The 21,808-nt window shown below is 61.4% G+C and carries 19 protein-coding genes; 11 read left to right on the forward strand and 8 right to left on the reverse strand.

Features of this window, described 5'->3' with window-relative positions; genetic code table 11:
• Positions 1 to 236: 236 nt before the first annotated feature.
• The gene (locus tag PSEUDOMOFG3G_RS27245) at positions 237 to 1,613 is read left to right on the forward strand and encodes an L-serine ammonia-lyase (RefSeq protein ID WP_139048979.1); all 1,377 of its coding nucleotides are present in this window, start codon (positions 237 to 239) and stop codon (positions 1,611 to 1,613) included.
• A gap of 447 nt (positions 1,614 to 2,060) precedes the next feature.
• The gene (locus PSEUDOMOFG3G_RS27250; protein ID WP_047230369.1) at positions 2,061 to 3,164 is read left to right on the forward strand and encodes a GlxA family transcriptional regulator; all 1,104 of its coding nucleotides are present in this window, start codon (positions 2,061 to 2,063) and stop codon (positions 3,162 to 3,164) included.
• 96 nt (positions 3,165 to 3,260) lie between these two features.
• Here PSEUDOMOFG3G_RS27250 and PSEUDOMOFG3G_RS27255 read toward each other — a convergent pair whose 3' ends face one another.
• The 6 genes from PSEUDOMOFG3G_RS27255 to choX all read right to left on the reverse strand — a co-directional run bounded on the left by PSEUDOMOFG3G_RS27255 (position 3,261) and on the right by choX (position 8,740).
• Entirely contained in the window at positions 3,261 to 3,524 is a 264-nt protein-coding gene (locus tag PSEUDOMOFG3G_RS27255) for a hypothetical protein (protein ID WP_139048980.1), read from the reverse strand.
• Between the two features lie 379 nt (positions 3,525 to 3,903).
• Positions 3,904 to 5,067: a gamma-butyrobetaine dioxygenase gene (locus PSEUDOMOFG3G_RS27260; RefSeq protein ID WP_139048982.1), complete on the reverse strand. Its 1,164-nt coding sequence runs from the start codon at positions 5,065 to 5,067 to the stop codon at positions 3,904 to 3,906.
• A gap of 20 nt (positions 5,068 to 5,087) precedes the next feature.
• Positions 5,088 to 5,564, reverse strand: coding sequence for a thioesterase family protein (locus PSEUDOMOFG3G_RS27265; RefSeq protein WP_076383395.1), 477 nt, complete (start codon positions 5,562 to 5,564; stop codon positions 5,088 to 5,090).
• A gap of 163 nt (positions 5,565 to 5,727) precedes the next feature.
• On the reverse strand, positions 5,728 to 6,693 hold the full coding sequence (locus PSEUDOMOFG3G_RS27270; protein WP_139048983.1) for an L-carnitine dehydrogenase: 966 nt from the start codon (positions 6,691 to 6,693) through the stop codon (positions 5,728 to 5,730).
• A gap of 142 nt (positions 6,694 to 6,835) precedes the next feature.
• Positions 6,836 to 7,723, reverse strand: a complete 888-nt coding sequence (locus PSEUDOMOFG3G_RS27275; RefSeq protein WP_139048985.1) for a 3-keto-5-aminohexanoate cleavage protein — start codon at positions 7,721 to 7,723, stop codon at positions 6,836 to 6,838.
• Between the two features lie 72 nt (positions 7,724 to 7,795).
• The gene (gene choX, locus PSEUDOMOFG3G_RS27280; protein WP_047230375.1) at positions 7,796 to 8,740 is read right to left on the reverse strand and encodes a choline ABC transporter substrate-binding protein; all 945 of its coding nucleotides are present in this window, start codon (positions 8,738 to 8,740) and stop codon (positions 7,796 to 7,798) included.
• Between the two features lie 168 nt (positions 8,741 to 8,908).
• On the opposite strand from choX, the gene PSEUDOMOFG3G_RS27285 reads away from it, so the two are divergent.
• The gene (locus tag PSEUDOMOFG3G_RS27285) at positions 8,909 to 9,868 is read left to right on the forward strand and encodes a GlxA family transcriptional regulator (RefSeq protein ID WP_139048986.1); all 960 of its coding nucleotides are present in this window, start codon (positions 8,909 to 8,911) and stop codon (positions 9,866 to 9,868) included.
• Between the two features lie 68 nt (positions 9,869 to 9,936).
• Positions 9,937 to 11,115: an AAA family ATPase gene (locus tag PSEUDOMOFG3G_RS27290; protein ID WP_139048987.1), complete on the forward strand. Its 1,179-nt coding sequence runs from the start codon at positions 9,937 to 9,939 to the stop codon at positions 11,113 to 11,115.
• Between the two features lie 174 nt (positions 11,116 to 11,289).
• On the opposite strand, the gene PSEUDOMOFG3G_RS27295 is transcribed toward PSEUDOMOFG3G_RS27290, so the two are convergent.
• Positions 11,290 to 11,706, reverse strand: a complete 417-nt coding sequence (locus PSEUDOMOFG3G_RS27295; protein WP_139048988.1) for a DUF3010 family protein — start codon at positions 11,704 to 11,706, stop codon at positions 11,290 to 11,292.
• Positions 11,707 to 11,763: 57 nt separating this feature from the next.
• The gene (locus PSEUDOMOFG3G_RS27300; protein ID WP_139048989.1) at positions 11,764 to 12,165 is read right to left on the reverse strand and encodes a lysozyme inhibitor LprI family protein; all 402 of its coding nucleotides are present in this window, start codon (positions 12,163 to 12,165) and stop codon (positions 11,764 to 11,766) included.
• 235 nt (positions 12,166 to 12,400) lie between these two features.
• Here PSEUDOMOFG3G_RS27300 and PSEUDOMOFG3G_RS27305 point away from each other — a divergent pair, with 235 nt between their 5' ends.
• The 7 genes from PSEUDOMOFG3G_RS27305 (at position 12,401) to PSEUDOMOFG3G_RS27335 (ending at position 21,089) form a co-directional block, all read left to right on the forward strand.
• Complete coding sequence (locus PSEUDOMOFG3G_RS27305; protein WP_047230381.1) at positions 12,401 to 13,378, forward strand: dipeptidase; 978 nt, start codon at positions 12,401 to 12,403, stop codon at positions 13,376 to 13,378.
• Between the two features lie 78 nt (positions 13,379 to 13,456).
• Positions 13,457 to 13,987, forward strand: coding sequence for a DUF5943 domain-containing protein (locus PSEUDOMOFG3G_RS27310; protein WP_030139308.1), 531 nt, complete (start codon positions 13,457 to 13,459; stop codon positions 13,985 to 13,987).
• 15 nt (positions 13,988 to 14,002) lie between these two features.
• Positions 14,003 to 16,063 carry a dimethylglycine demethylation protein DgcA gene (dgcA, locus tag PSEUDOMOFG3G_RS27315; RefSeq protein WP_047230382.1) on the forward strand — a complete coding sequence of 687 codons (2,061 nt, stop codon included), beginning with the start codon at positions 14,003 to 14,005 and terminating at the stop codon, positions 16,061 to 16,063.
• A 160-nt stretch (positions 16,064 to 16,223) separates the two neighbouring features.
• Positions 16,224 to 18,188 carry a dimethylglycine demethylation protein DgcB gene (gene dgcB, locus PSEUDOMOFG3G_RS27320; protein ID WP_047230383.1) on the forward strand — a complete coding sequence of 655 codons (1,965 nt, stop codon included), beginning with the start codon at positions 16,224 to 16,226 and terminating at the stop codon, positions 18,186 to 18,188.
• Entirely contained in the window at positions 18,188 to 19,408 is a 1,221-nt protein-coding gene (locus PSEUDOMOFG3G_RS27325; protein ID WP_139048990.1) for an electron transfer flavoprotein subunit alpha/FixB family protein, read from the forward strand. The genes dgcB and PSEUDOMOFG3G_RS27325 overlap by 1 nt, the downstream gene beginning before the upstream one ends.
• A 15-nt stretch (positions 19,409 to 19,423) precedes the next feature.
• Positions 19,424 to 20,194, forward strand: a complete 771-nt coding sequence (locus PSEUDOMOFG3G_RS27330) for an electron transfer flavoprotein subunit beta (protein WP_047230385.1) — start codon at positions 19,424 to 19,426, stop codon at positions 20,192 to 20,194.
• 328 nt (positions 20,195 to 20,522) lie between these two features.
• On the forward strand, positions 20,523 to 21,089 hold the full coding sequence (locus tag PSEUDOMOFG3G_RS27335) for a GNAT family N-acetyltransferase (RefSeq protein ID WP_139048991.1): 567 nt from the start codon (positions 20,523 to 20,525) through the stop codon (positions 21,087 to 21,089).
• Positions 21,090 to 21,808 lie beyond the last annotated feature (719 nt).

Genomic DNA, 21,808 nt, shown 5'->3' on the forward strand with positions numbered 1-21,808 from the left:
AGTGTCAGTGACGTCGTTTACAGATTTTTTTCACCCTTGGCTGGCCTCTGATACGCAAAAAACGTCGTAAAACCGGGGCAAAGGGCGGGCGACGTCGGTGGGCATGATTGCGTCGGTGTCAGACGTCGAACGCCCTGGCAAAAGCCGGATGATGCGGGCATCCCGGCGTTGAGCGTAGCAGCTCCGCCACCGGGCGCTCCTGCGCCCGGATGTGCCTGTTCTGGAGGTTCTCGGCAATGGCAATCAGCGTGTTCGACCTGTTCAAAATTGGTATCGGCCCGTCCAGTTCCCACACCGTGGGCCCCATGCGCGCTGCGGCGCTGTTCGTTGAAGCGATGCGGGCGAAGTCGCTGCTGCGCGATGTGCGTCGGATCGAGGTGCAATTGTTCGGTTCGTTGTCAGCAACAGGCATCGGCCATGGCAGTGACAACGCGGTGATCATGGGCTTGATGGGCGAGTGGCCAGACGCAATCGATCCGTCGCAGATTGGCCCGCGCATCGAGTTGTTGCGCCAAACCCAGACCCTGCTGCTGGACGGTCGCCTGCCGGTGCCTTTCGTCTGGTCCCGGGATATGCGCCTGCTTGACGAAAACCTGCCGTTCCACCCCAACGCGATGACGCTGGTGGCCGAGGGTGACCACGGCGAGTTGCACCGCGACACCTATTATTCAGTCGGCGGTGGCTTCGTCGTCGATCAGGCCCAGGCGTCCAGCGGCGTGGTGGATCTGGACGTCACTGAACTGCCTTACGATTTTTCCAGTGCCGAAGAACTGCTCCAGTTGTGTAGCACCCACAACCTTCGGGTGGCCGAGCTCATGATGGCCAACGAAAAGGTCTGGCGCTCGGAGGAGGAGATCCGCAGCGGCCTGATGAAACTCTGGCGGGCGATGCAGGATTGCGTCGAGCAGGGTCTCAAGCATGAGGGCATCTTGCCCGGCGGTTTGAATGTGCGCCGGCGAGCGGCCAAGTTACACCGCAGCCTGCAAGAGCTGAACAAGCCCAATGTCATCGGCTCGACGCTCAGCGCCATGGAATGGGTCAACCTGTTCGCCCTGGCGGTCAATGAAGAAAACGCCGCCGGTGGGCGCATGGTCACGGCCCCGACCAATGGTGCGGCGGGGATCATTCCGGCGGTGCTGCATTACTTCATGAAATTCAGCGAAGCGGTCACCGATGCCAACGTTGTGGATTACTTCCTCGGCGCGGCGGCGGTGGGCATCCTGTGTAAAAAGAACGCCTCTATCTCCGGTGCTGAAGTCGGTTGCCAAGGGGAGGTGGGCTCGGCCTGCGCCATGGCGGCGGCCGGCCTGGCGGAGATCCTCGGCGCGACGCCTGAGCAATTGTGCAACGCGGCGGAAATCGGCCTGGAGCACAACCTTGGCCTGACCTGCGATCCGGTGGGCGGCCTGGTGCAGGTGCCGTGTATCGAGCGCAACGCGATAGCCGCGGTGAAAGCCATCAACGCCGCGCAGATGGCGCTGCGCGGAGACGGCCAGCACTTCATCTCTCTGGACCGGGTGATCCGCACCATGCGCGATACCGGCGCCGACATGCATGACAAATATAAAGAGACCTCGCGCGGTGGACTGGCGGTCAGTGCGGTGGAGTGCTGATCGCCTCGCCCGCGGCGATCGCATATCGCTCACAAAATGCCCACCGATCCACAAACGCGCCACCTTTTAGCGCGTCGCAAACAGACATGACACCGTTTGTCGGACCCACCGCTGTTCGTCCCTCGACCGTTCGTCATTCGCACCTGTGGTGATACCGGTTGCGCAAGTGGCGCAGCCCAGTTCCCACAAGTGCTACCGTTCTGCTCACGGCCAACGGTGGCGGGTGCCTGCCGCCCCTGATGGCACCTATAACCCACACTCATCGCGTGCCTTATTTAGACTGGCCGCGATGTCGTTTTCAGGATTTATTGAACACGCATTCAATTTAGGCATGGCAATTGCTCTATCGATGCAAAGCCCGTCTCTTGCGTAGAGACCGAGGGCAACAACCAATAAAAAGAGCCTCCGCCTGAGGCCATCACTTGCTTTGTGTGAGGAGATACCGCGATGACGACGTCCAACTCAGGGGCCCAACCCCAGAACCGTGCGCCTCAATCCATCGGCTTTTTGCTGCTGGACAATTTCACGCTCATTTCCCTGGCGTCCGCGGTGGAGCCGCTGCGCATGGCCAACCAGCTGTCCGGTCGTGAGCTGTATCGCTGGACCACCCTCACTGTTGATGGCGGCCAGGTCTGGGCCAGTGATGGCTTGCAAATCACGCCGGACGCGGCCATGCACAAAGCGCCGCCCATCGACACCGTCATTGTGTGTGGCGGCGTGGGCATTCAGCGCACCGTCACCCGTGAACACGTGTCATGGCTGCAGAGCCAGGCCCGTCAGTCCCGGCGCCTCGGCGCGGTCTGCACCGGCAGTTGGGCCTTGGCCTGCGCGGGTCTGCTGGATGGCTTCGATTGCAGTGTGCACTGGGAATGTCTGGCGGCAATGCAGGAAGCCTTTCCGCGGGTATCGATGAGCACCCGTCTGTTCACCCTCGACCGCAACCGCTTCACCAGTTCCGGCGGCACCGCGCCACTGGACATGATGCTGCACCTGATCAGCCGCGATCACGGCCGCGAGTTGTCGGCAGCGATCTCCGAAATGTTTGTCTATGAGCGCATTCGCAACGAGCAGGATCACCAGCGCGTGCCACTCAAGCACATGCTGGGCACCAATCAGCCGAAGTTGCAGGAAATCGTCGCGCTGATGGAGGCCAATCTCGAAGAGCCGATCGACCTGGACGAACTGGCGGTGTACGTCGCCGTCTCCCGGCGCCAGTTGGAGCGCTTGTTCCAGAAATACCTGCATTGCTCGCCGTCGCGCTATTACCTCAAGCTGCGGCTGATCCGGGCGCGGCAACTGCTCAAGCAGACGCCGATGTCGATCATCGAAGTGGCGTCGGTGTGCGGTTTCGTTTCCACGCCGCACTTCTCCAAGTGCTACCGCGAATACTTCGGCATTCCACCGCGCGACGAGCGCGTCGGCTCCAACACCGCGCAGCAGGTGGCGATGATGCCGCTGCCACAGGCGCTGGTGCTGTCGCCATTGTCCGGCCCGCTGTCAGCGTTGAGCCAGGCACGTAATGAGTCGACGTTTGCCAGTGTGAGGCTCTAAGACCGAGGCGCCGTCAATCGCGAGCAGGCTCGCTCCCACAGGTTCTGTGATCGACACCGAATCACTGTGGGAGCGAGCCTGCTCGCGATAGGTTTTTCAGACGTTCTGGTTTTTCTGATACTCCGCCAAAGCCGGCAGCAGCTGCAGATCAATCGCCCGACGCACAGCGGGCAGGATGGTGGCGCTGCTGGTGTACATATTCCTGACCATCATGCGCAACTCATTGGCGCGGGCCGTGTCCAGCCCGCGCACCGCACACTCGCAGGCCTGCTCGGCAGTGGAGCCGCTGGGTATTTGCAGCCCCAGGGCCTTGAGCTGGCCCAGCAGGTCTTCCTGGTCGATCAAATCGGCGTGCATCATGACGCTTTTCCTTGTTCAGGGATTGGGGTCGTGACTCGATTCTGGTAGCCGGTCGAAGCGGCGGCAAGGGCAAACTGTCGGCATGGCCCGGATACCTATGAGCAGGTCGTTTTCGGCTAACTCCGGCTGTCCCGGACTGGGCACACTGGCCCCAAGCTGAATCACGACGGTTTGGTCACCCTCGCGCAACAGCTCCTCCAGTAACGCAACTGCCCCGATCCAGTCACGGCTTGATCGGGGATTTTTTTGCCTGGGTGAATCAGAGGGTGATGGGGTGTTGGACAGACCGCTATCGCGAGCAGGCTCGCTCCCACAGGTCTTGTGCACGACACAGAACGCCTGTGGGAGCGAGCCTGCTCGCGATGAACGATGACGCGGTCTACCTTTGCAGTACCAGAATCTTCGACAGCAACTCATCGCGATCCACATAGCACCCTTGGAAATGCCGGGCTCCGGTGGCGGGGTCGAAGGCATTGCGGGCGTGCAGGGTACGGCGGTTGTCGAAGCACCAGAGCTGGCCGGGTTCAAGCCTTTGCATCAGGCGAAACTGCGGCTCGCGGGTCAGGGCGATGAAGCGGCGATAGGCACGGTAAAGTCTAGGCATCTGCTCGACCGAGGTGTCGAACGGCCCGCGCAGGAAGTTCGCCATGCGGATCTCCAAGACCTGTCCCAGGGCATCCAGCGCGATGATGGGCGCCAGGCAGCGGTAATCACTGTGGCGGTCCTTGTTGCGAAACTCCACCGGGATTTCACACAGCGCGGCAAAGGCCTCGGGGTCTTCCTGGCGCAGCGCCTCGGCGATGGCAAAACCGTCGACAAATAGGCTCTCGCCGCCGTCGGCGTCATTCACCAGGCAATGCAGAAACTGCAATCCTGGTTGCAGCTCCCGGGTGGGCAGGTCGCTGTGCAGCGGCAGGTTGAAAGCGGTGTAGGCGTTACTGTCGGCATCGGCCTTGGATTGCACGTTGAACAGCACGCCGAAGTTGCTCTGGCGGATGAACGAAATCTGCTGGGCGATCAGTTTCAGCGAGCCGGGTTCGGTGGGTACGCCGCGCACCTGGGTCAGGCCGATGTCGCGCACCGCCAGCAACCATTGCAGCAACGTATCGGTGTCGTCCATCAACGCTTGGTAATCGAACACCGGCAGTTGCAGGTCGTGCTGCCAGAGCTGGCGCTTGGGCTTGCTCGCCAGGCGTTCAGTCCTGGACTGATCATCGTAGGCATGGGCGCGCAGCCAGCCCGGGTCGAAACGGCTTTGGTGACCGTCCTGCCAATCCACGCACAGGCAGCCTTCACTGTCGAGACGGGTCGCGCCGGGGGCCAGGTCTTCAGGTACATCGACGATTTCCAGCACCTGCTCGCGGGTCACGGTGTAGACGCATTGCGCGCAGGGGCAGTTGTCCCGCAGCCACTGATGATGGAAGGGGCTGATTCGACCGTCGGCCCAGGTGACCTGCACCCGGTCGGTCAAGGGCGTCACTGCGGTCAATCCACAGATCAGGGGGTAACGACGGAAGTCGGCAAAAGCGGCGGCGGTGTTCATGGCGATCTCCTGTTCGGGGTTTATCGGGCCGGTGGCAATGCGATGACCCGGCCGATGTAGGCCGGCGGCGACAGGTCGGATTGCTCCGTGAGCAGGGCTTTGAGCTTGCCCAGGGTCTGTTCCGTGAAGGGCGCCGAGCGCGGGCCGGCCAGGTCGACGTGCAGCAGCATCTGCTCGTTGCCGGCCAGTTCCTTATCGCCGCCGACCAGGTGCAGGCTGTGGTAGAGATGCAGGCGTTTGGCGTCGTGGCCGATGATCTGTGTACGCACTTCGACCTGGGCGTCGAGCTTCACTTCGTGCAGGTAGTTCAAGTGCAGTTCGAGGGTGAACAGCGAGTGGCCGCTGGCTTCGCGGTTCTGGCTGTCCATGCCCAGGTGATCCATCAGTGCGTCGGTCGCGTAGCTGAAGATCAACAGGTAAAAGGCATCGCGCAGATGGCCGTTGTAATCGACCCATTCGGGGAGGATGCGGGTTTGGTAGGTGGTGAGGGTGGGCATGTTTCTGGTTCCGACAGTTGTGGTGACTGGGCTGGCGTTATCGCGAGCAGGCTCGCTCCCACAATGAACTTCTGGGTGAGACAGATCGCATTCACACCTCAAATCCTGTGGGAGCGAGCCTGCTCGCGATGGGGCCGAACCTGCTGATCCAAAAAGCCAAGGTTTACTCGCTGAAGGCCATCCCATGCTTTTCTTTGGTGGTCTTCACCGCTTCCAGCACTGCCAGCAGGCAATCATCACGATAGCGCTCCAGGGCCGAGATGCTGTGGCTGCCCAGTTGTTCGCTCGTGCCGTCCACCACATCGTCGATCAGCTTGTCGGTCAGCTCCGGCGCCGGCAGGTAGGTCCACGGCAACTGCAACGCAGGGCCGAATTGAGCCATGAAATGGCGCATTCCGGCATCGCCACCGGCCAGTGTGTAAGTCAGGAACGTGCCCATGAACGACCAGCGCAAGCCGGCGCCAAAACGGATGGCATCGTCGATTTCGCCGGTGGTAGCCACACCGTCGTTGACCAGGTGCAGGGCTTCGCGCCAGAGCGCTTCGAGCAACCGGTCGGCAATGAAACCGGGCACTTCCTTGCGTACATGCAGTGGGCGCATGCCGAGGGATTCGTACACCTGCATCGCGGCCTGTACCGCTTCGGGCGTGGTGTTTTTGCCGCCGACGACTTCCACCAGCGGCAGCAGGTAGACCGGGTTGAACGGGTGCCCGACCACGCAGCGTTCCGGGTGGGTGGAACCTTCATAGAACTCGCTTGGCAGCAGTCCCGATGTGCTGGAACCAATCAGCGCATTGGGCTTGGCGGCGGCGCTGATCTGGCCGTGCAGCTCAAGCTTCAGTTCAAGGCGCTCGGGGGCGCTTTCCTGGATGAAATCGGCGTCGCGCACGCATTCTTCGATGGTCGCGACAAAGCGCAGCCGATCCTGGGAGGCGCCGGGTGCCAGGCCTTGTTTCTCCAGTGCGCCCCAAGCGTTGGCCACGCGTTTGCGCAGCGCTGCCTCGGCACCCGGCGCCGGGTCCCAGGCCACGACGTCCAGGCCATGGGCCAGGGCGCGACTGACCCAGCCGCTGCCGATAACACCGCTGCCCAGGGCGGCGAAGGTCTTGATGTCGGTGATAAAGCTCATGGTGAGTTCCTGAAAGGGTTCGCTGATCTAAATGTGGGAGCGAGCCTGCTCGCGATGGCGCTGTGTCAGTCGGCACATCAGTCGCCTGTTTCACCGCTATCGCGAGCAGGCTCGCTCCCACAGGGGAAGGTGTCGGTTGGGTTTAGCCGCGGGTGGTCAGACCCATCTTCTTGCGCCCCTCCGCCGGGGTGAGCACGCGCGCGCCGAGGCGGCTGAGGATTTCGCTGGCGCGTTCCACCAGTTGGCCATTGGTGGCAAGCACGCCTTTGTCCAGCCACAGGTTGTCTTCCAGGCCGACCCGCACGTTGCCACCCAGCAGCACCGCCTGGGCCGCCATCGGCATTTGCATGCGGCCGATGCCGAAGCCGGCCCACACCGCGTCGGCAGGCAAGTTGTCGACCATGGCTTTCATGGTGGTGGTGTCGGCCGGCGCTCCCCACGGGATGCCCAGGCAAAGCTGGAACAGCGGGTTGTCCAACAGGCCTTCCTTGATCATCTGCTTGGCGAACCACAGGTGGCCGGTGTCGAAGATCTCCAGCTCGGCCTTGACCCCCAGTTCGCTGATGCGCTTGGCCCCGGCCCGCAGTTGCGCCGGGGTGGAAACATAAATGGTGTCGCCGTCGCCGAAGTTCAGGGTGCCGCAATCCAGGGTACAGATTTCCGGCAGCAACTCCTCGACGTGGGCCAGGCGGGTCAGTGGGCCCACCAGGTCGGTATTGGGGCCGAACTCCATGGGATTTTCGCCGCCGCCGATCTCCAGATCGCCGCCCATGCCGGCGGTGAGGTTGACGATGATGTCCACGTCCGCCTCTCGGATGCGCTCCATCACTTCGCGGTACAACGCCACGTCACGGCTGAACTTGCCGGTCTGCGGATCGCGAACGTGGCAGTGGACCACCGTGGCGCCGGCCTTGGCGGCCTCGACGGCGGCTGCGGCGATCTGTTTCGGGGTGACCGGCACGTGTGGGCTTTTGGCGGTCGTGTCGCCAGCACCGGTGAGTGCGCAGGTGATGATGACGTCGTGGTTCATGGTGCAGGTTCCTTAAAGGCGTGATGAGTCACTGCGCAGCCGATTGGCGCTGCGCAGATGGATGGCGTTTGTTCAGTTGCTGGTCAGTTTCAGGTTGTCGGCGGCAGGCTTGCCATCGAAGGTGGTGACGCCTTCGAGCCAGCGTTGCTTGTCTTGCGGATTATCCTTGAGCCATTGCTTGGCCGATTCGAGCGGGTCCTTGTGATCCAGCAGTGGCTGCATCATCCGGCTCTCGTCTTCGGCGGTGAATGTCAGGTTGCTCAGCAGACGGCTGACGTTCGGGCATTTTTGCGCGTAGTCCGGCGCGGTGACGGTCCATACGGTGGCCATGCCTTCGTTCGGGCCGAGGGCGTCTTCGCTGCCGGTGAGGTAGGTCATTTGCACGTTGACGTTCATCGGGTGCGGCGCCCAGCCGAAGAACACCACGGCTTCCTTGCGGCGCACGGCGCGGTCCACGGCGGCGAGCATGCCGGCTTCGCTGGATTCCACCAGTTGGAATTTGCCCAGGCCGAACTGGTTCTTGGCGATCATCGCCTTGATCTGGGTGTTGGCGCCGGAACCGGGTTCGATGCCGTAGATCTTGCCGCCCAGTTCTTTCTCGAATTTGGCGATGTCAGCGAAAGTCTTCAGGCCTTTGTCGGCCAGATAAGTCGGCACGGCCAGGGTGGCGCGGGCGTCCTTGAGGCTGGGTTGCTCCAGGACCTTGACCTGTTTGGCCTCGACGAACGGGGTGATGGTCTGGGTCATCAGTGGGTTCCAATAGCCCAGGAACATGTCCAGGCGCTGGTCGCGGATGCCGGCGAAAATGATTTGCTGGGAGGCGCTGGTCTGTTTGGTCTTGTAGCCGAGGCCGTCGAGCAACACTTGGGTCATGGCGCTGGTGGCGATGACATCGGTCCAGTTGACCACACCCAGGCGCACGTTCTGGCACGCGGCGGGATCGGCCGCCATCGCAGCGGAACTCAGGAAGGTGGTGGTGCTGAGTGCAAGAACGCAGGAGCTGATCAGTCGTTTCATGTCGGGTTCCTCGGCAGTCTTTGTTATGGGTTCCGGCATCTGCGCGCCGGTAATGCCAAGTTACGCAGCCAGCCCGCCGGCAAAACGCACAGCGGCGACTCGCTCTTGCACTGCAGCGACCTGTGGCGTATCAAGGAGCGCACGCTACCCGCCAACCGAGTGCGCTACATGTCCCAGGATTTCTACTTCTTGTTGATGCCGGGTTTTTCGGCCATCGGTTTCATTTCGGCCATCGAACCGTTGCGGGTCGCCAACCGCTTTCGCGGTGAGTTGTACCGTTGGCATGTGTTGAGCGCCGATGGCGGGGCGGTGCTGGCAAGCAATGGCATGTCGGTCAACGCCGATGCCGCGTTGGAGTCATTGAAGAAAGGCGCGACCCTCTGGGTGGTGGCGGGGTTCGAACCGCTCAAGTTCGTGACCCCGGCGTTGGAGCGCTGGCTGCATCGGCTGGACAACGAGGGCGTCACCCTGGGCGGCATCGACACCGGCAGTGTGGTCCTGGCTGAGGCGGGGCTGCTGGAAGGGCATCGTGTGACCCTGCACTGGGAAGCGATCGAGGCGTTCAAGGAATCTTATCCACAGCTGAGTGTGACCCAGGAACTGTTCGAAATTGACCGCAGGCGCATCACCTGCGCCGGCGGCACCGCGTCCATCGACCTGATGCTGGACCTGATCGGCCAGGCCCATGGCCCGCAACTGGCGATTGAGGTCAGCGAACAATTCGTGCTCGGCCGCATCCGTCCGCGCAAAGACCACCAGCGCATGGAAATTGCCAGCCGCTATGGCATTCGCAACAAGAAACTGGTGCACGTCATCGGCGAGATGGAAACCCACAGCGAGCCGCCCCTGAGCACCTTGGCCCTGGCCGAATCCATCAACGTCACCCGCCGCCAGCTCGAACGCCTGTTCCGCCTGCACTTGAACGACACTCCCAGCAACTTCTACCTGCGCCTGCGCCTGGAAAAGGCCCGGCAACTGTTGCGCCAGACCGACATGAGTGTGCTGGAAGTGAGCATCGCCTGCGGTTTCGAGTCACCGTCGTACTTCACCCGCAGTTATCGAGCGAGGTTTGAACGGTGCCCGCGGGAAGATCGGCGGCGCCAGGGGGATGGGCGGGAGGTGGTTTGACAGGCTTTTATACTCAATTATACTCGCGACTATAAATTATACCTGTCGCCATAATTGAGTATAAAACCATGTCCAAGCACCCCGGTTTTGTCTTTCGGCGCCCAGATCTGGCCCGCAATATTGTCGATGGGCTGGTCGGCGCCGGGATCCAGGATTACACCTCAGGCCTGTTCCTGGCCGCTCCGAGACGTACCGGAAAAAGTACCTTCCTGCGCGAAGACTTGATTCCCGAATGCGAGACGCGTGGCTGGCTCGCTGTTTACGTCGACTTGTGGGCCAACAAGGAAAAAGACCCTGCCGACCTGATTGCCTCGGCTATTGCCGCAGCGCTGGTGCCTTATGAAAAGGGCATTCGCAAGCTGGCCAAGTCCATGGGCATCGACAAACTCAGCTTCTTGCGCACGTTGTCCTGGGATTTCAGCCTGCCGCAACTGCCTGAAGGTGCGACGCTGACCCAGGCGCTGGAGTTATTGCACAGCGCTGCCGATAAAACCGTGGTGCTGGTGATCGACGAAGCCCAGCATGCGTTGACCACCGAGGCCGGGGTCAATGCGATGTTCGGCCTCAAGGCCGCCCGCGATCAACTCAACCAGGGGCGTGAAGACGCTACCAGCGGCCTGCGCCTGGTGTTCACCGGCTCCAATCGCGACAAGCTCGCTCATCTGGTACTCAGCCGCAATCAACCCTTCTATGGTTCCAGCATCACGCCATTCCCACTGTTGGGCAAGGAGTTCACCAAAGCCTATGCCGCCCATTTGAACGCTCATCTGGCCCAAACCAACCAGTTCAATGCTGATGACCTCGACCAGGCATTTGAGCTGGTAGGGCGCCGCCCTGAAATGTTACGTAGCGTCATTGGCGAAATTGCCCTGGAGCTGGGGGAGGCGAGTCATTTGGGCGAATTGCTGCGCAGCAGCGCCGAAATGCTGCGCGCCGGCGTCTGGACCGAATTTGAAAGCGCCTGGAATGCCCTGACGGTGCCACAACGGGCCGTGTTGCAGGTCATGGCCGAGCGCTCGCAAAACAACGAACCCTTTGCGCCCTTCACCGATTCAACGTTGGAAGCTGTGGGCAAGGTGCTTAGCAGTATGGGAAGCGAAGTCGTGCCCGGCACTCAAACCATCCAATCCTGCATCGATGCCCTGCGTGACAAGGAACTGGTGTGGAAGTCCAATCGGGGTGGTTATGCGCTGGAGGACAAAGCGTTTGCGGATTGGTTGAAGGGGTATCGCAAGCAGCAGAGCTGATCCTGCTCGGTAAGCTGCCACGCAAAGAACCAGTGGCGAGGGGGAAGTGTGGGAGCAAGGCTTGCCCGCGACGAAAGCGGCGCGGTGCATGGGAGAGCGAGGCACCTGTATCGCGGGCAAGCCTTGCTCCCACACAAAAAACTGCCGCAAGTGCAGTGTTTGGCTGAAAGAGGCTTACTTCTTCACCAGCGCCGAACACGCCGCCTTATAAGCCTCATGCTGATACTTGTTCAGCGTCGCGGGCAATGCGAAGTCGTGTTTCTTGTTCTGCGCATTGATAGTCTGCGGCGACAGCAGCGTCACCTCACAACCCTCAAGCAACTGGAAAACCCCTTCGATCTTGAACGTGGTCGGCCCGCCAGCGAACTCGCCTTTCTTGCTGCGCTTCTTGATGGCGATGCGGTCGATACCGTTATCCACCACGAACGCCCGGACCTGGGCGGCGAACGCCTTGACGTTGGCGGCCTCGTCATCATCGTCCAGGGCGATTTTCTTGGTATTCAGCACGACGTGACTCAACGCCTGTTGATCCAGCGAGGCAACGGCGATGATCGCTTCGCTGCCTTTGATTTCGATGCCGCAGATTTTCATGTGAATTCCTTTGCCAATGATGCAAGCAGCTTACCGCGCTAAACGGCTTCTGAAGCATCACTCCTGCCCAATCGACTCCAAAAACTCCGACCGGTCATCACTCACCTGGGCCATGCAGTCGTTTTCGGCGATTTTGTAGGCTTCGCTGCCGGGTTTGGCCGGGAAGGCGGCGATGGCGCAGTCGGCATCGCGTTGTTTTTGCCACAGTTGTTGGGCAACTCTGATTTTGCTGGTGATGTCGTTGAGCTGGGCCTTGTTGTCGGCGTAGAGGGTTTGCAGGCGCTCAAAGAGGCTCTGCAGGTTGTCGGCGAGCAGTTGTTCGGCGGCGGCTTTGCCGTAGGCCGAACAGGCCAGGGTCTGGACGTCGTTTTCCACGGCGTCGCAGGGGTTGTGTTCGGTGTCTTCGGTCGCGTGGGCGACGGTGCTGATCAGGGCCAAAGCCAGGATGATTGATTTCATTGTGTTGCCGCTCGAGTCCAGTGAAAGCCAGTGATGCGGCGGATTCTGGCGTAAGCCTCGGGTAAAGAACAGACGGGTAGGGTGGCCCGCTCATAGCCCTTTGTCGTGGATTGACGCTTTCGGCAATTCCCCTGTCGTTTTTGCACCCGGTCGCCAATGCACCGAGGCATATGCTGGCCCCAAAGCGCCGGCACACGATTCGGCGCATGAATCGCTGACAAAAGGGGACTGCCTGATGAGCCCAGCCGAATTGCACGCCGACAGCATCGTTATCGACGGGCTGATCATTGCCAAGTGGAACCGTGACCTGTTCGAAGACATGCGCAAGGGCGGTCTGACTGCCGCCAACTGCACGGTGTCGGTGTGGGAGGGTTTTCAGGCCACCATCAACAATATTGTGGCCAGCCAGAAACTGATCCGCGAAAACAGCGATCTGGTGATCCCGGTGAAAACCACCGCCGATATCCAGCGCGCCAAGGCTCAAGGCAAGACCGGCATCATCTTTGGCTTCCAGAACGCCCACGCTTTTGAAGACCAGCTTGGCTACGTCGAGATCTTCAAGCAGCTCGGCGTTGGCGTGGTGCAGATGTGCTACAACACCCAGAACCTGGTGGGCACCGGCTGCTACGAGCGTGACGGCGGCCTGTCGGGCTTCGGTCGTGAAATCGTCGCCGAGATGAATCGGGTCGGCATCATGTGCGACCTGTCCCACGTCGGCTCCAAGACCTCCGAAGAGGTCATCCTCGAATCGAAGAAACCGGTCTGCTACTCCCACTGCCTGCCCTCGGGCCTGAAGGAGCACCCGCGCAACAAATCCGATGAAGAACTGAAGTTCATCGCCGACCACGGCGGTTTTGTCGGCGTGACCATGTTTGCGCCGTTCCTGGCCAAGGGCATCGATTCGACCATCGACGACTACGCCGAGGCCATCGAATACACCATGAACATCGTCGGTGAGGACGCCATCGGCATCGGCACCGATTTCACTCAGGGTCACGGTCAGGATTTCTTCGAAATGCTGACCCACGACAAAGGCTATGCCCGTCGGCTGACCAGCTTCGGCAAGATCATCAACCCCCTGGGCATCCGCACCGTGGGCGAGTTCCCGAACCTCACCGAGACGCTGCTCAAGCGCGGCCATCCAGAGCGGGTGGTGCGCAAGATCATGGGCGAGAACTGGGTCAACGTCCTGAAAGACGTCTGGGGCGAATAAAGCCGCCGCATCACTGAATCCTTAACCTGCGGCCATTAGCGCCGCAGGCATACCACGAATTTCCGGAGTTAAGTTTCCATGGCCAAAATCGCCCCTCAATTGCCTATCGAAGTCGACAGTGAAACCGGTGTCTGGACCTCTGATGCCCTGCCGATGCTCTACGTGCCGCGGCACTTTTTCGTCAATAACCACATGGGCATCGAAGAAGTGCTGGGCGCCGACGCCTACGCCGAGATTCTCTACAAGGCCGGCTACAAATCCGCCTGGCACTGGTGTGAAAAAGAAGCCGAATGCCATGGCCTGGAAGGCGTCGCGGTGTTTGAGCACTACATGAAGCGTCTGTCCCAGCGCGGTTGGGGCCTGTTCAAGATCCAGGACATCGACCTGGATAAAGGCACCGCCAGCGTCAAGCTGGAACACTCGGCGTTCGTCTACGTGTACGGCAAGGTCGGGCGCAAGGTCGACTACATGTTCACCGGCTGGTTTGCTGGTGCCATGGACCAGATTCTCGCCGCCCGTGGCAGTTCGATCCGCACCGTGGCCGAGCAGGTCTACGGCGGTTCCGAAGAAGGCCACGACGACGGCCTGTTCATCGTCAAGCCGTTGTAAGTCGAGGATCGCGCCATGGCTTTTGAAGCAATGTTCCAGCCGATCCAGATCGGCAAACTGACCATCCGCAACCGCGTGCTCAGCACCGCCCACGCCGAGGTCTACGCCACCGACGGCGGCATGACCACCGATCGGTACGTGAAGTATTACGAAGAGAAGGCCAAGGGCGGCATCGGCCTAGCGATCTGTGGTGGATCGTCGGTGGTTGCCATCGACAGCCCGCAGGAATGGTGGAGCTCGGTGAACCTGTCCACCGACCGCATCATCCCGCACTTCCAGAACCTGGCCGACGCCATGCACAAGCATGGCGCCAAGATCATGATCCAGATTACCCACATGGGGCGTCGCTCGCGCTGGGACGGCTTCAACTGGCCGACCCTGATGTCGCCGTCCGGCGTGCGCGAGCCGGTGCACCGTGCGACCTGCAAGACCATCGAGCCGGAAGAAATCTGGCGGGTGATCGGTAACTACGCCCAGGCGGCACGGCGTGCCAAGGCCGGTGGCCTGGACGGCGTCGAGCTGTCCGCCGTGCACCAGCACATGATCGACCAGTTCTGGAGCCCGCGGGTCAACAAGCGTACCGACGAATGGGGCGGCAGCTTCGAGGGGCGGATGAAGTTCGGCCTGGAAGTGCTCAAAGCCGTACGCGCCGAAGTGGGCGACGACTTCTGCGTGGGCATGCGCATCTGCGGTGATGAGTTCCACCCGGACGGCCTGTCCCACGAGGACATGAAGCAGATCGCCAAGTACTACGACGACACCGGAATGCTGGATTTCATCGGTGTGGTGGGCTCGGGTTGCGACACCCATAACACCCTGGCCAACGTTATCCCGAACATGAGTTATCCACCGGAGCCATTCCTGCACCTGGCCGCCGGTATCAAGGAAGTGGTCAAGGTTCCGGTGCTGCACGCGCAGAACATCAAGGACCCGAACCAGGCCACGCGGATCCTCGAGGGCGGTTACGTCGACATGGTCGGTATGACCCGTGCCCACATCGCCGACCCGCACCTGATCGCCAAGATCAAGATGGGCCAGATCGACCAGATAAAGCAGTGCGTCGGCGCCAACTACTGCATCGACCGCCAGTACCAGGGCCTGGATGTGCTGTGCATCCAGAACGCTGCAACCTCCCGTGAATACATGGGCGTGCCGCACATCATCGAAAAATCCACCGGGCCCAAGCGCAAAGTGGTCGTCGTCGGTGCCGGCCCGGCCGGGATGGAAGCGGCGCGTGTGGCCGCCGAACGTGGCCACGACGTGACCCTGTTCGAGAAGAAGGAATTCATTGGCGGGCAGATCACCACCGCTTCGAAAGCCCCGCAACGGGACCAGATCGCCGGCATTACCCGCTGGTTCCAGCTGGAACTGGCCCGGTTGAAAGTCGACCTGCGCCTGGGCGTGGCGGCGGACGCGGCGACCATCATGGACCTGCGTCCGGATGTGGTGGTGCTGGCCGTCGGCGGGCATCCATTCCTCGAGCAGAACGAACACTGGGGCGCCGCCGAAGGGCTGGTGGTCAGCAGCTGGGACGTGCTCGATGGCAAGGTTGCACCGGGTAAGAACGTACTGGTCTACGACACCATTTGTGAATTCACCGGCATGTCGGTGGCCGACTTCCTCGCCGACAAGGGCAGCCAGGTCGAAATCGTTACCGACGACATCAAGCCGGGCGTGGCCATTGGCGGGACTTCGTTCCCCACTTACTACCGCAGCATGTACCCCAAGGAAGTGATCATGACCGGGGACATGATGCTGGAGAAGGTCTACCGCGAAGGCGACAAGCTGGTGGCGGTGCTGGAGAACGAATACACCGGTGCCAAGGAAGAGCGCGTGGTGGATCAGGTGGTGGTGGAAAACGGCGTGCGGCCGGATGAAGAAATCTACTACGCGCTCAAGGAAGGTTCGCGCAACAAGGGCCAGATCGACGTCGAAGCCTTGTTCGCGATCAAGCCCCAACCGTGCCTGGAGCAGAGCGGCGATGGCTACCTGCTGTTCCGCATCGGCGACTGCGTGGCCCAGCGTAATACCCACGCCGCCATCTACGACGCGCTGCGGTTGTGCAAGGATTTCTAACGGCTTGCACATAGCCCTGTGGGAGCGAGCCTGCTCGCGATGAACGATAACGCGGTCTGCCTGAGGCACCGCGGCGCCTGAATCGCGAGCAGGCTCGCTCCCACAGGAACCGAGTAAGGCATCTCGACCTGCAAGACCTGAGGTCTTTGGGAGCTTCACCATGCTGAACACCCTTCTTCCCATCCTGCTGTTCGCTGCCTTGGGCCTTGCGGTCCTTGGCGCTTTGCGGCGGGTGAACATGTGGCGCCGGGGGCGACCGTCCAAGGTCGACCTGATCGGTGGTCTTTTCGCCATGCCCAAGCGCTACATGGTGGATTTGCACCATGTGGTGGCGCGGGACAAATACATCGCCAACACCCACGTCGCCACGGCGGGTGGTTTTGTGCTGGCGGCGCTGCTGGCGATTCTGGTGCATGGTTTCGGCCTGCAGAACCGCATTCTGGGCTATGCCTTGCTGTTCGCCACGTTGCTGATGTTCAGCGGCGCGATCTTCATTGCCCTGCGTCGTCGCAATCCACCGTCACGGCTGTCCAAAGGGCCATGGATGCGCTTGCCCAAGAGCCTGTTCGCGTTTTCCATCAGTTTTTTCCTGGTGACCTTGCCGGTCGCCGGGATCTTGCCGGCCGACTTCGGGGGCTGGGTGTTGGTGGCGCTGTTGGGCCTGGGCGTGCTTTGGGGTGTGTCGGAAATGTTCTTCGGCATGACCTGGGGCGGGCCGATGAAACATGCCTTTGCCGGGGCCCTGCACCTGGCCTGGCACCGCCGCGCCGAACGCTTTGGTGGCGGCCGCTCAACCGGTCTCAAACCTTTGGACCTGAACGACCCCGCAGCACCGTTGGGCGTTGAGAAACCCAAGGATTTCACCTGGAACCAGTTGCTCGGTTTCGACGCTTGCGTGCAGTGCGGCAAGTGCGAAGCCGCGTGCCCGGCCTTTGCCGCCGGCCAGCCGCTGAACCCGAAAAAACTCATCCAGGACATGGTCGTCGGCCTGGCCGGCGGCACCGATGCGAAATTCGCCGGCAGCCCCTACCCATCCCTTGACGGCAGGGGTAAACCGGTGGGCGAACACAGCGGCAACCCACACCAGCCGATCGTCAACGGCCTGGTGGATGCCGAGACGCTGTGGTCCTGCACCACTTGCCGGGCGTGCGTCGAGGAATGCCCGATGATGATCGAGCACGTCGATGCCATCGTCGACATGCGTCGCCACCTGACCCTGGAAAAAGGCGCCACGCCGAACAAGGGCGCTGAAGTACTGGAAAATCTCATCGCCACCGACAACCCTGGCGGCTTCGCCCCGGGCGGGCGGATGAACTGGGCGGCGGACCTGAACCTGAACCTGCTCAGCGAGGTGAAATCCACCGACGTGCTGTTCTGGGTCGGCGACGGTGCCTTCGACATGCGCAACCAACGCACCTTGCGCGCCTTCGTCAAAGTGCTCAAGGCGGCGAACATCGACTTCGCCGTGCTCGGCCTCGAAGAGCGCGACAGCGGCGATGTGGCCCGGCGCCTGGGTGATGAAGCGACCTTCCAGCTGTTGGCCAAGCGCAACATCCAGACCCTGGGCAAATACAGCTTCAACCGGATCGTCACCTGCGACCCCCACAGCTTCCACGTGCTGAAAAACGAATACGGCGCCTTCGATGGCAACTACCGGGTGCAGCACCACAGCACCTACCTGGCAGAAGTCATCGAGGCCGGCGCACTGAACCTCGGCCAGCATAAGGGCGACAGCGTGACCTATCACGACCCGTGCTACCTGGGCCGTTACAACGGCGAATACGAGGCACCACGCCAAGTGCTGCGTGCGCTGGGCATTGAGATCAAGGAGATGCAGCGTTCCGGTTTCCGCTCCCGTTGCTGCGGCGGTGGCGGCGGCGCGCCGATCACTGACATTCCGGGCAAGCAGCGTATCCCCGACATGCGCATGGAAGACATCCGCGAAACCGGCGCCGAACTGGTGGCAGTAGGTTGTCCACAGTGCACCGCGATGCTAGAGGGTGTGGTTGAGCCACGCCCGATGATCAAGGACATCGCTGAACTGGTGGCCGACGCTCTGCTCGAAGACGCGGTTGCGAACAAACCAGCGGCTCCGGCCAAACGTGAACCTGCGGAGGTGCACTAATGAGCGACATCATCCGCCGCGACCCTCGCGCCGAGTGGATCGCCCGTAACCGCCTGCACCCACTGCACGCGGCCATGCAACCGGTCCAGCACAGCTGGATGGGTCCCAACGGTGTCATCCGCAAGAACGTTCATGGTGTCGGATTCATCGGCCCCAACGGCATCAAGCGTATCGACCGCAGCGGCGCCCAGCAGGGCGGCGCGACCAAGCGCACTGCGGCAATTGAAGTGCAATTGCCGCTGCATCAGGTGCCGCAACCGGCGTTTTATATCTGCGTGGTGCCGGACATGGTGGGCGGTCGTCTCAGCAGCCACGACCGCGATCTGCTGGGCCTGGCCCATCAATTGGCCGGTACCGACGGCGCGGTGCTGGCGGTGGTGTTCGGCGAGCACAAGGAAAGCACCTTCGCCACGGCCGGTGTCGACCGCTTGCTGGTATTGGAAGGCGAAGCGTTCAGCGGTTATTCACCGGAACAGCGAGTCCAGGGCCTGCGGGCTGTGGATAACCAATTCAATCCACGCCATTGGCTGCTGCCTGACAGCCGCACCGGTGGCGGCGAACTGGGCCGGCGGTTTGCCGCAGCCCTGGGCGAGCGCCCGGCCACGCGGGTCTGGCAGGTCAAGGGTGAGGAATGCATCGGTCGTGCCGGTGCCGGCCTGCAAGACCTGGCGCGGCCTTTGGCACGGTTGATCCTGGCCGCGGCCGAATGCGCCGAACCGGTGAGCGAAACCCGCCACGAAGCCTTGCCGGTGGAGTTATCCACAAGCGTGGCCCGCAGCTTGTCGCGCATCGAAGACCTGGGCTCGGTGGCGGTGGACCCGGGCGCGATCCCGATGGCCGAAGCCGAATTCATTTTTTCCGGCGGCAACGGGGTCAAGGACTGGGCGCTGTTCCACCAGACCGCTGCGGCCCTGGGCGCCACCGAGGGTGCTTCGCGGGTAGCGGTGGACGATGGCTTCATGGCGCGGGATCGCCAGGTTGGCGCGTCCGGCACCTGGGTTACGGCGCGGGTCTACGTCGCGGTGGGGATTTCCGGGGCTATCCAGCACCTGCAGGGCATCGGCGCCTGCGACAAGGTGGTGGCGATCAACCTCGATCCGGGCTGCGACATGATCAAACGGGCAGACCTGTCGGTGATTGGCGACAGCGCGGCGATTCTCCAGGCCTTGATCGCGGCGGTAGAGGCGTACCGCAACGAAGCCAAGCGCGATGCGGCTTAAGCTAAGGATTCAACCATGAGTACTCAAGTGATCAGCCTGGTGTCCATCGGCGCCCACCCCACTTCCGGTCGGCCCCGGCGCGCCGAGCAGGATGCGCGGGCCGTGGAACTGGGCCTGCAACTGGCTGGCAACGACCTGCAAGTGCTGCACGCAGGCGACGTGGCTGAACCGGCCCTGCGCGCCTATCTGGGCATGGGTCTGGACGAACTCTACGTACTGGATAACCCCGCAGGCGCCGACGCACTGCCGGCCCTGACCGACTATCTGCGTGACGCGGGAGCCCAAGTGGTGCTCACCGGCAGTCAGGCGGAAACCGGCGAGGGTTCCGGCATGTTGCCGTTCCTGCTGGCAGAAAATCTCGGCTGGCCGCTGGTGGTGGGGTTGGCCCAGGTCGAATCCATCGACAGTGGCGTAGCCTTGGTGCTGCAAGCCTTGCCCCGCGGCCAGCGGCGACGTCTCAAAGTGCGCCTGCCGTTCCTCGCCACGGTGGATAACGCGGCCCCCAAACCCCGGCAAAGCGCCTACGGCCCGGCCCGACGCGGGGCGTTGCACGCTGAAGAAGTCGAGGTGATCGACGACGCCCTGTTGGCGGTGGCGACCCTGCAACCGGCCAAACCACGGCCCAAACGCCTGAAAGTGATCAAGGCCAAGAGCGGCGCCGACCGCATGAAAGCCGCCACGGCCAAGGCCAGCGGCGGAGGTGGGCAGGTGCTCAAAGGCGTGAGCCCGGAGGCGGGCGCCGAGGCGATTCTCAAGTTGCTGATTGAGGAAGGGGTGGTTCGCTAAATCCAGGCTCACCTTGTCCCTTGTGGGAGCGAGCCTGCTCGCGATAGCGGTCTTCCATTCACCTCGATGTTGACTGGCATGGCCCCATCGCGAGCAGGCTCGCTCCCACAAGGGCTGAGGTTTACCCACAATCCCTGTGCGCGCCTCTGTGGATAACCTGTTCGATCCTATCCAGACACCGCGCAAATCAGGCCTTTCAAGCCTTCGCTCAAAAAACGTCCAATCTGACCCGCTGCAACATCCAGCCATAAAACCGCTGCCCTGGCATGTTGTCGTGACTCAAACTTGCGCCTAAAAAAGCTGTTTGACAGCTAATGGAGCCACATCAATGGAAGTTGAATTTCGTCCGGCGTTGCCCACGGATACACGGGAGATCGCTCGTCTGTTCCGGATTTCCTCAGAGGGCGCGTCGGATTACATCTGGAGCCAGCTGGCGGAGTCCGGGCAGGATCTGCTGGAGGTAGGGGCTGCTCGCTATGCCCGTGAGGATGTCGATTTTTCCTACCAGAACTGCCTTATTGCAGAAGCCGGCGGACAGGTCATCGGCATGATGCATTGTTACGTGACGCGTGAGGATCCGCAGGCGACTCCCGTCACTGATCCGATCCTGGCGCCCTACGCCGACATGGAAGTCCCCGATACCCTCTATATATCGAGCCTGGCCCTGCATGAAGGGTGGCGTAACAAGGGGCTCGGCGTGCGCTTTCTCGAGCGAGCGCAACAACGTGCCGATCAACTGGCGCTCAAAGGCCTCAGTTTGATCGACTACGCAGCGAACACCGGCGCCCGGCGCTTTTATGAGCGCCATGGCTTTGGCATCGTCAAAACCTGCCAGGTCGTCCCGCATCCGCTGATTCGGGTGACGGGGGAGGCGTATTTGATGCATCGGCCTTAACCATTACGACGGCCTCACCAGACACCCTTGTGGGAGCGAGCCTGCTCGCGATAGCGGTCTTCCATTCACCTCCATGTTGACTGGCATGGCCTTATCGCGAGCAGGCTCGCTCCCACAAGGGGCTGAGGTTTACCCACAATCCCTGTGCGCGCCTCTGTGGATAACCTGTTCGCCCCTCGCCACACCCCACGCAGATCAAGCTCCCCAAGCCTGCGCTTAAAAAACAACCAGCCTAACTCACGGTTTTTCCTCGATTTTGTTTGTGAATAAGCGTGAGCGCAAGACGCTACTTGCCCCCAATCTCTGTTGGCGCTTCTGTGGATAAGATGTTCGCTACCCTCTACAAGCCATACGGAACGGGGCTTTTATGGGATTGATCATAAAATGATCAATTCGTCGTTTTTATCCGGAAAACTCCGCTAAAACCTCGATTTACCGGCCATAGTCGCGGTTTTCCACAGAACCGTCAGAATTACCCCCAAACACTGTTGGCGCTTCTGTGGATAAGGTGTTCGCTCTCCTCCAGAAGCCAGGCTAGACAAGGCTTTCAGGTGGCTGATCAGTTTTTGACCTATATGGAAAGGAAACGCTCTTTGTTCATAAGTCACGGTTTTTCTTTAGCTTTTACTTAAAAAAATCAGTCGCAATGAGGCACTTGTCCCCACTAGCTGTGGGTGGACATGTGGATAACTTGTTTGCGAAAGCGTAAGAGCCACGGC

The sequence above is a fragment of the Pseudomonas sp. FG-3G genome (assembly GCF_901007645.1).
GTDB lineage: Bacteria > Pseudomonadota > Gammaproteobacteria > Pseudomonadales > Pseudomonadaceae > Aquipseudomonas > Aquipseudomonas rhizophila.

Coding starts and splice junctions, on each gene's coding strand:
- PSEUDOMOFG3G_RS27330 (WP_047230385.1), top strand. CDS start 19,424: ATGAGTACTCAAGTGATCAGCCTGGTGTCCATCGGCGCCCACCCCACT.
- PSEUDOMOFG3G_RS27300 (WP_139048989.1), bottom strand. CDS start 12,165: ATGAAATCAATCATCCTGGCTTTGGCCCTGATCAGCACCGTCGCCCAC.
- PSEUDOMOFG3G_RS27305 (WP_047230381.1), top strand. CDS start 12,401: ATGAGCCCAGCCGAATTGCACGCCGACAGCATCGTTATCGACGGGCTG.
- PSEUDOMOFG3G_RS27260 (WP_139048982.1), bottom strand. CDS start 5,067: ATGAACACCGCCGCCGCTTTTGCCGACTTCCGTCGTTACCCCCTGATC.
- choX (WP_047230375.1), bottom strand. CDS start 8,740: ATGAAACGACTGATCAGCTCCTGCGTTCTTGCACTCAGCACCACCACC.
- dgcB (WP_047230383.1), top strand. CDS start 16,224: ATGCTGAACACCCTTCTTCCCATCCTGCTGTTCGCTGCCTTGGGCCTT.
- PSEUDOMOFG3G_RS27290 (WP_139048987.1), top strand. CDS start 9,937: ATGTCCAAGCACCCCGGTTTTGTCTTTCGGCGCCCAGATCTGGCCCGC.
- PSEUDOMOFG3G_RS27270 (WP_139048983.1), bottom strand. CDS start 6,693: ATGAGCTTTATCACCGACATCAAGACCTTCGCCGCCCTGGGCAGCGGT.
- PSEUDOMOFG3G_RS27325 (WP_139048990.1), top strand. CDS start 18,188: ATGAGCGACATCATCCGCCGCGACCCTCGCGCCGAGTGGATCGCCCGT.
- PSEUDOMOFG3G_RS27250 (WP_047230369.1), top strand. CDS start 2,061: ATGACGACGTCCAACTCAGGGGCCCAACCCCAGAACCGTGCGCCTCAA.
- PSEUDOMOFG3G_RS27255 (WP_139048980.1), bottom strand. CDS start 3,524: ATGATGCACGCCGATTTGATCGACCAGGAAGACCTGCTGGGCCAGCTC.
- PSEUDOMOFG3G_RS27335 (WP_139048991.1), top strand. CDS start 20,523: ATGGAAGTTGAATTTCGTCCGGCGTTGCCCACGGATACACGGGAGATC.
- dgcA (WP_047230382.1), top strand. CDS start 14,003: ATGGCTTTTGAAGCAATGTTCCAGCCGATCCAGATCGGCAAACTGACC.
- PSEUDOMOFG3G_RS27295 (WP_139048988.1), bottom strand. CDS start 11,706: ATGAAAATCTGCGGCATCGAAATCAAAGGCAGCGAAGCGATCATCGCC.
- PSEUDOMOFG3G_RS27310 (WP_030139308.1), top strand. CDS start 13,457: ATGGCCAAAATCGCCCCTCAATTGCCTATCGAAGTCGACAGTGAAACC.
- PSEUDOMOFG3G_RS27275 (WP_139048985.1), bottom strand. CDS start 7,723: ATGAACCACGACGTCATCATCACCTGCGCACTCACCGGTGCTGGCGAC.
- PSEUDOMOFG3G_RS27285 (WP_139048986.1), top strand. CDS start 8,909: ATGTCCCAGGATTTCTACTTCTTGTTGATGCCGGGTTTTTCGGCCATC.
- PSEUDOMOFG3G_RS27245 (WP_139048979.1), top strand. CDS start 237: ATGGCAATCAGCGTGTTCGACCTGTTCAAAATTGGTATCGGCCCGTCC.
- PSEUDOMOFG3G_RS27265 (WP_076383395.1), bottom strand. CDS start 5,564: ATGCCCACCCTCACCACCTACCAAACCCGCATCCTCCCCGAATGGGTC.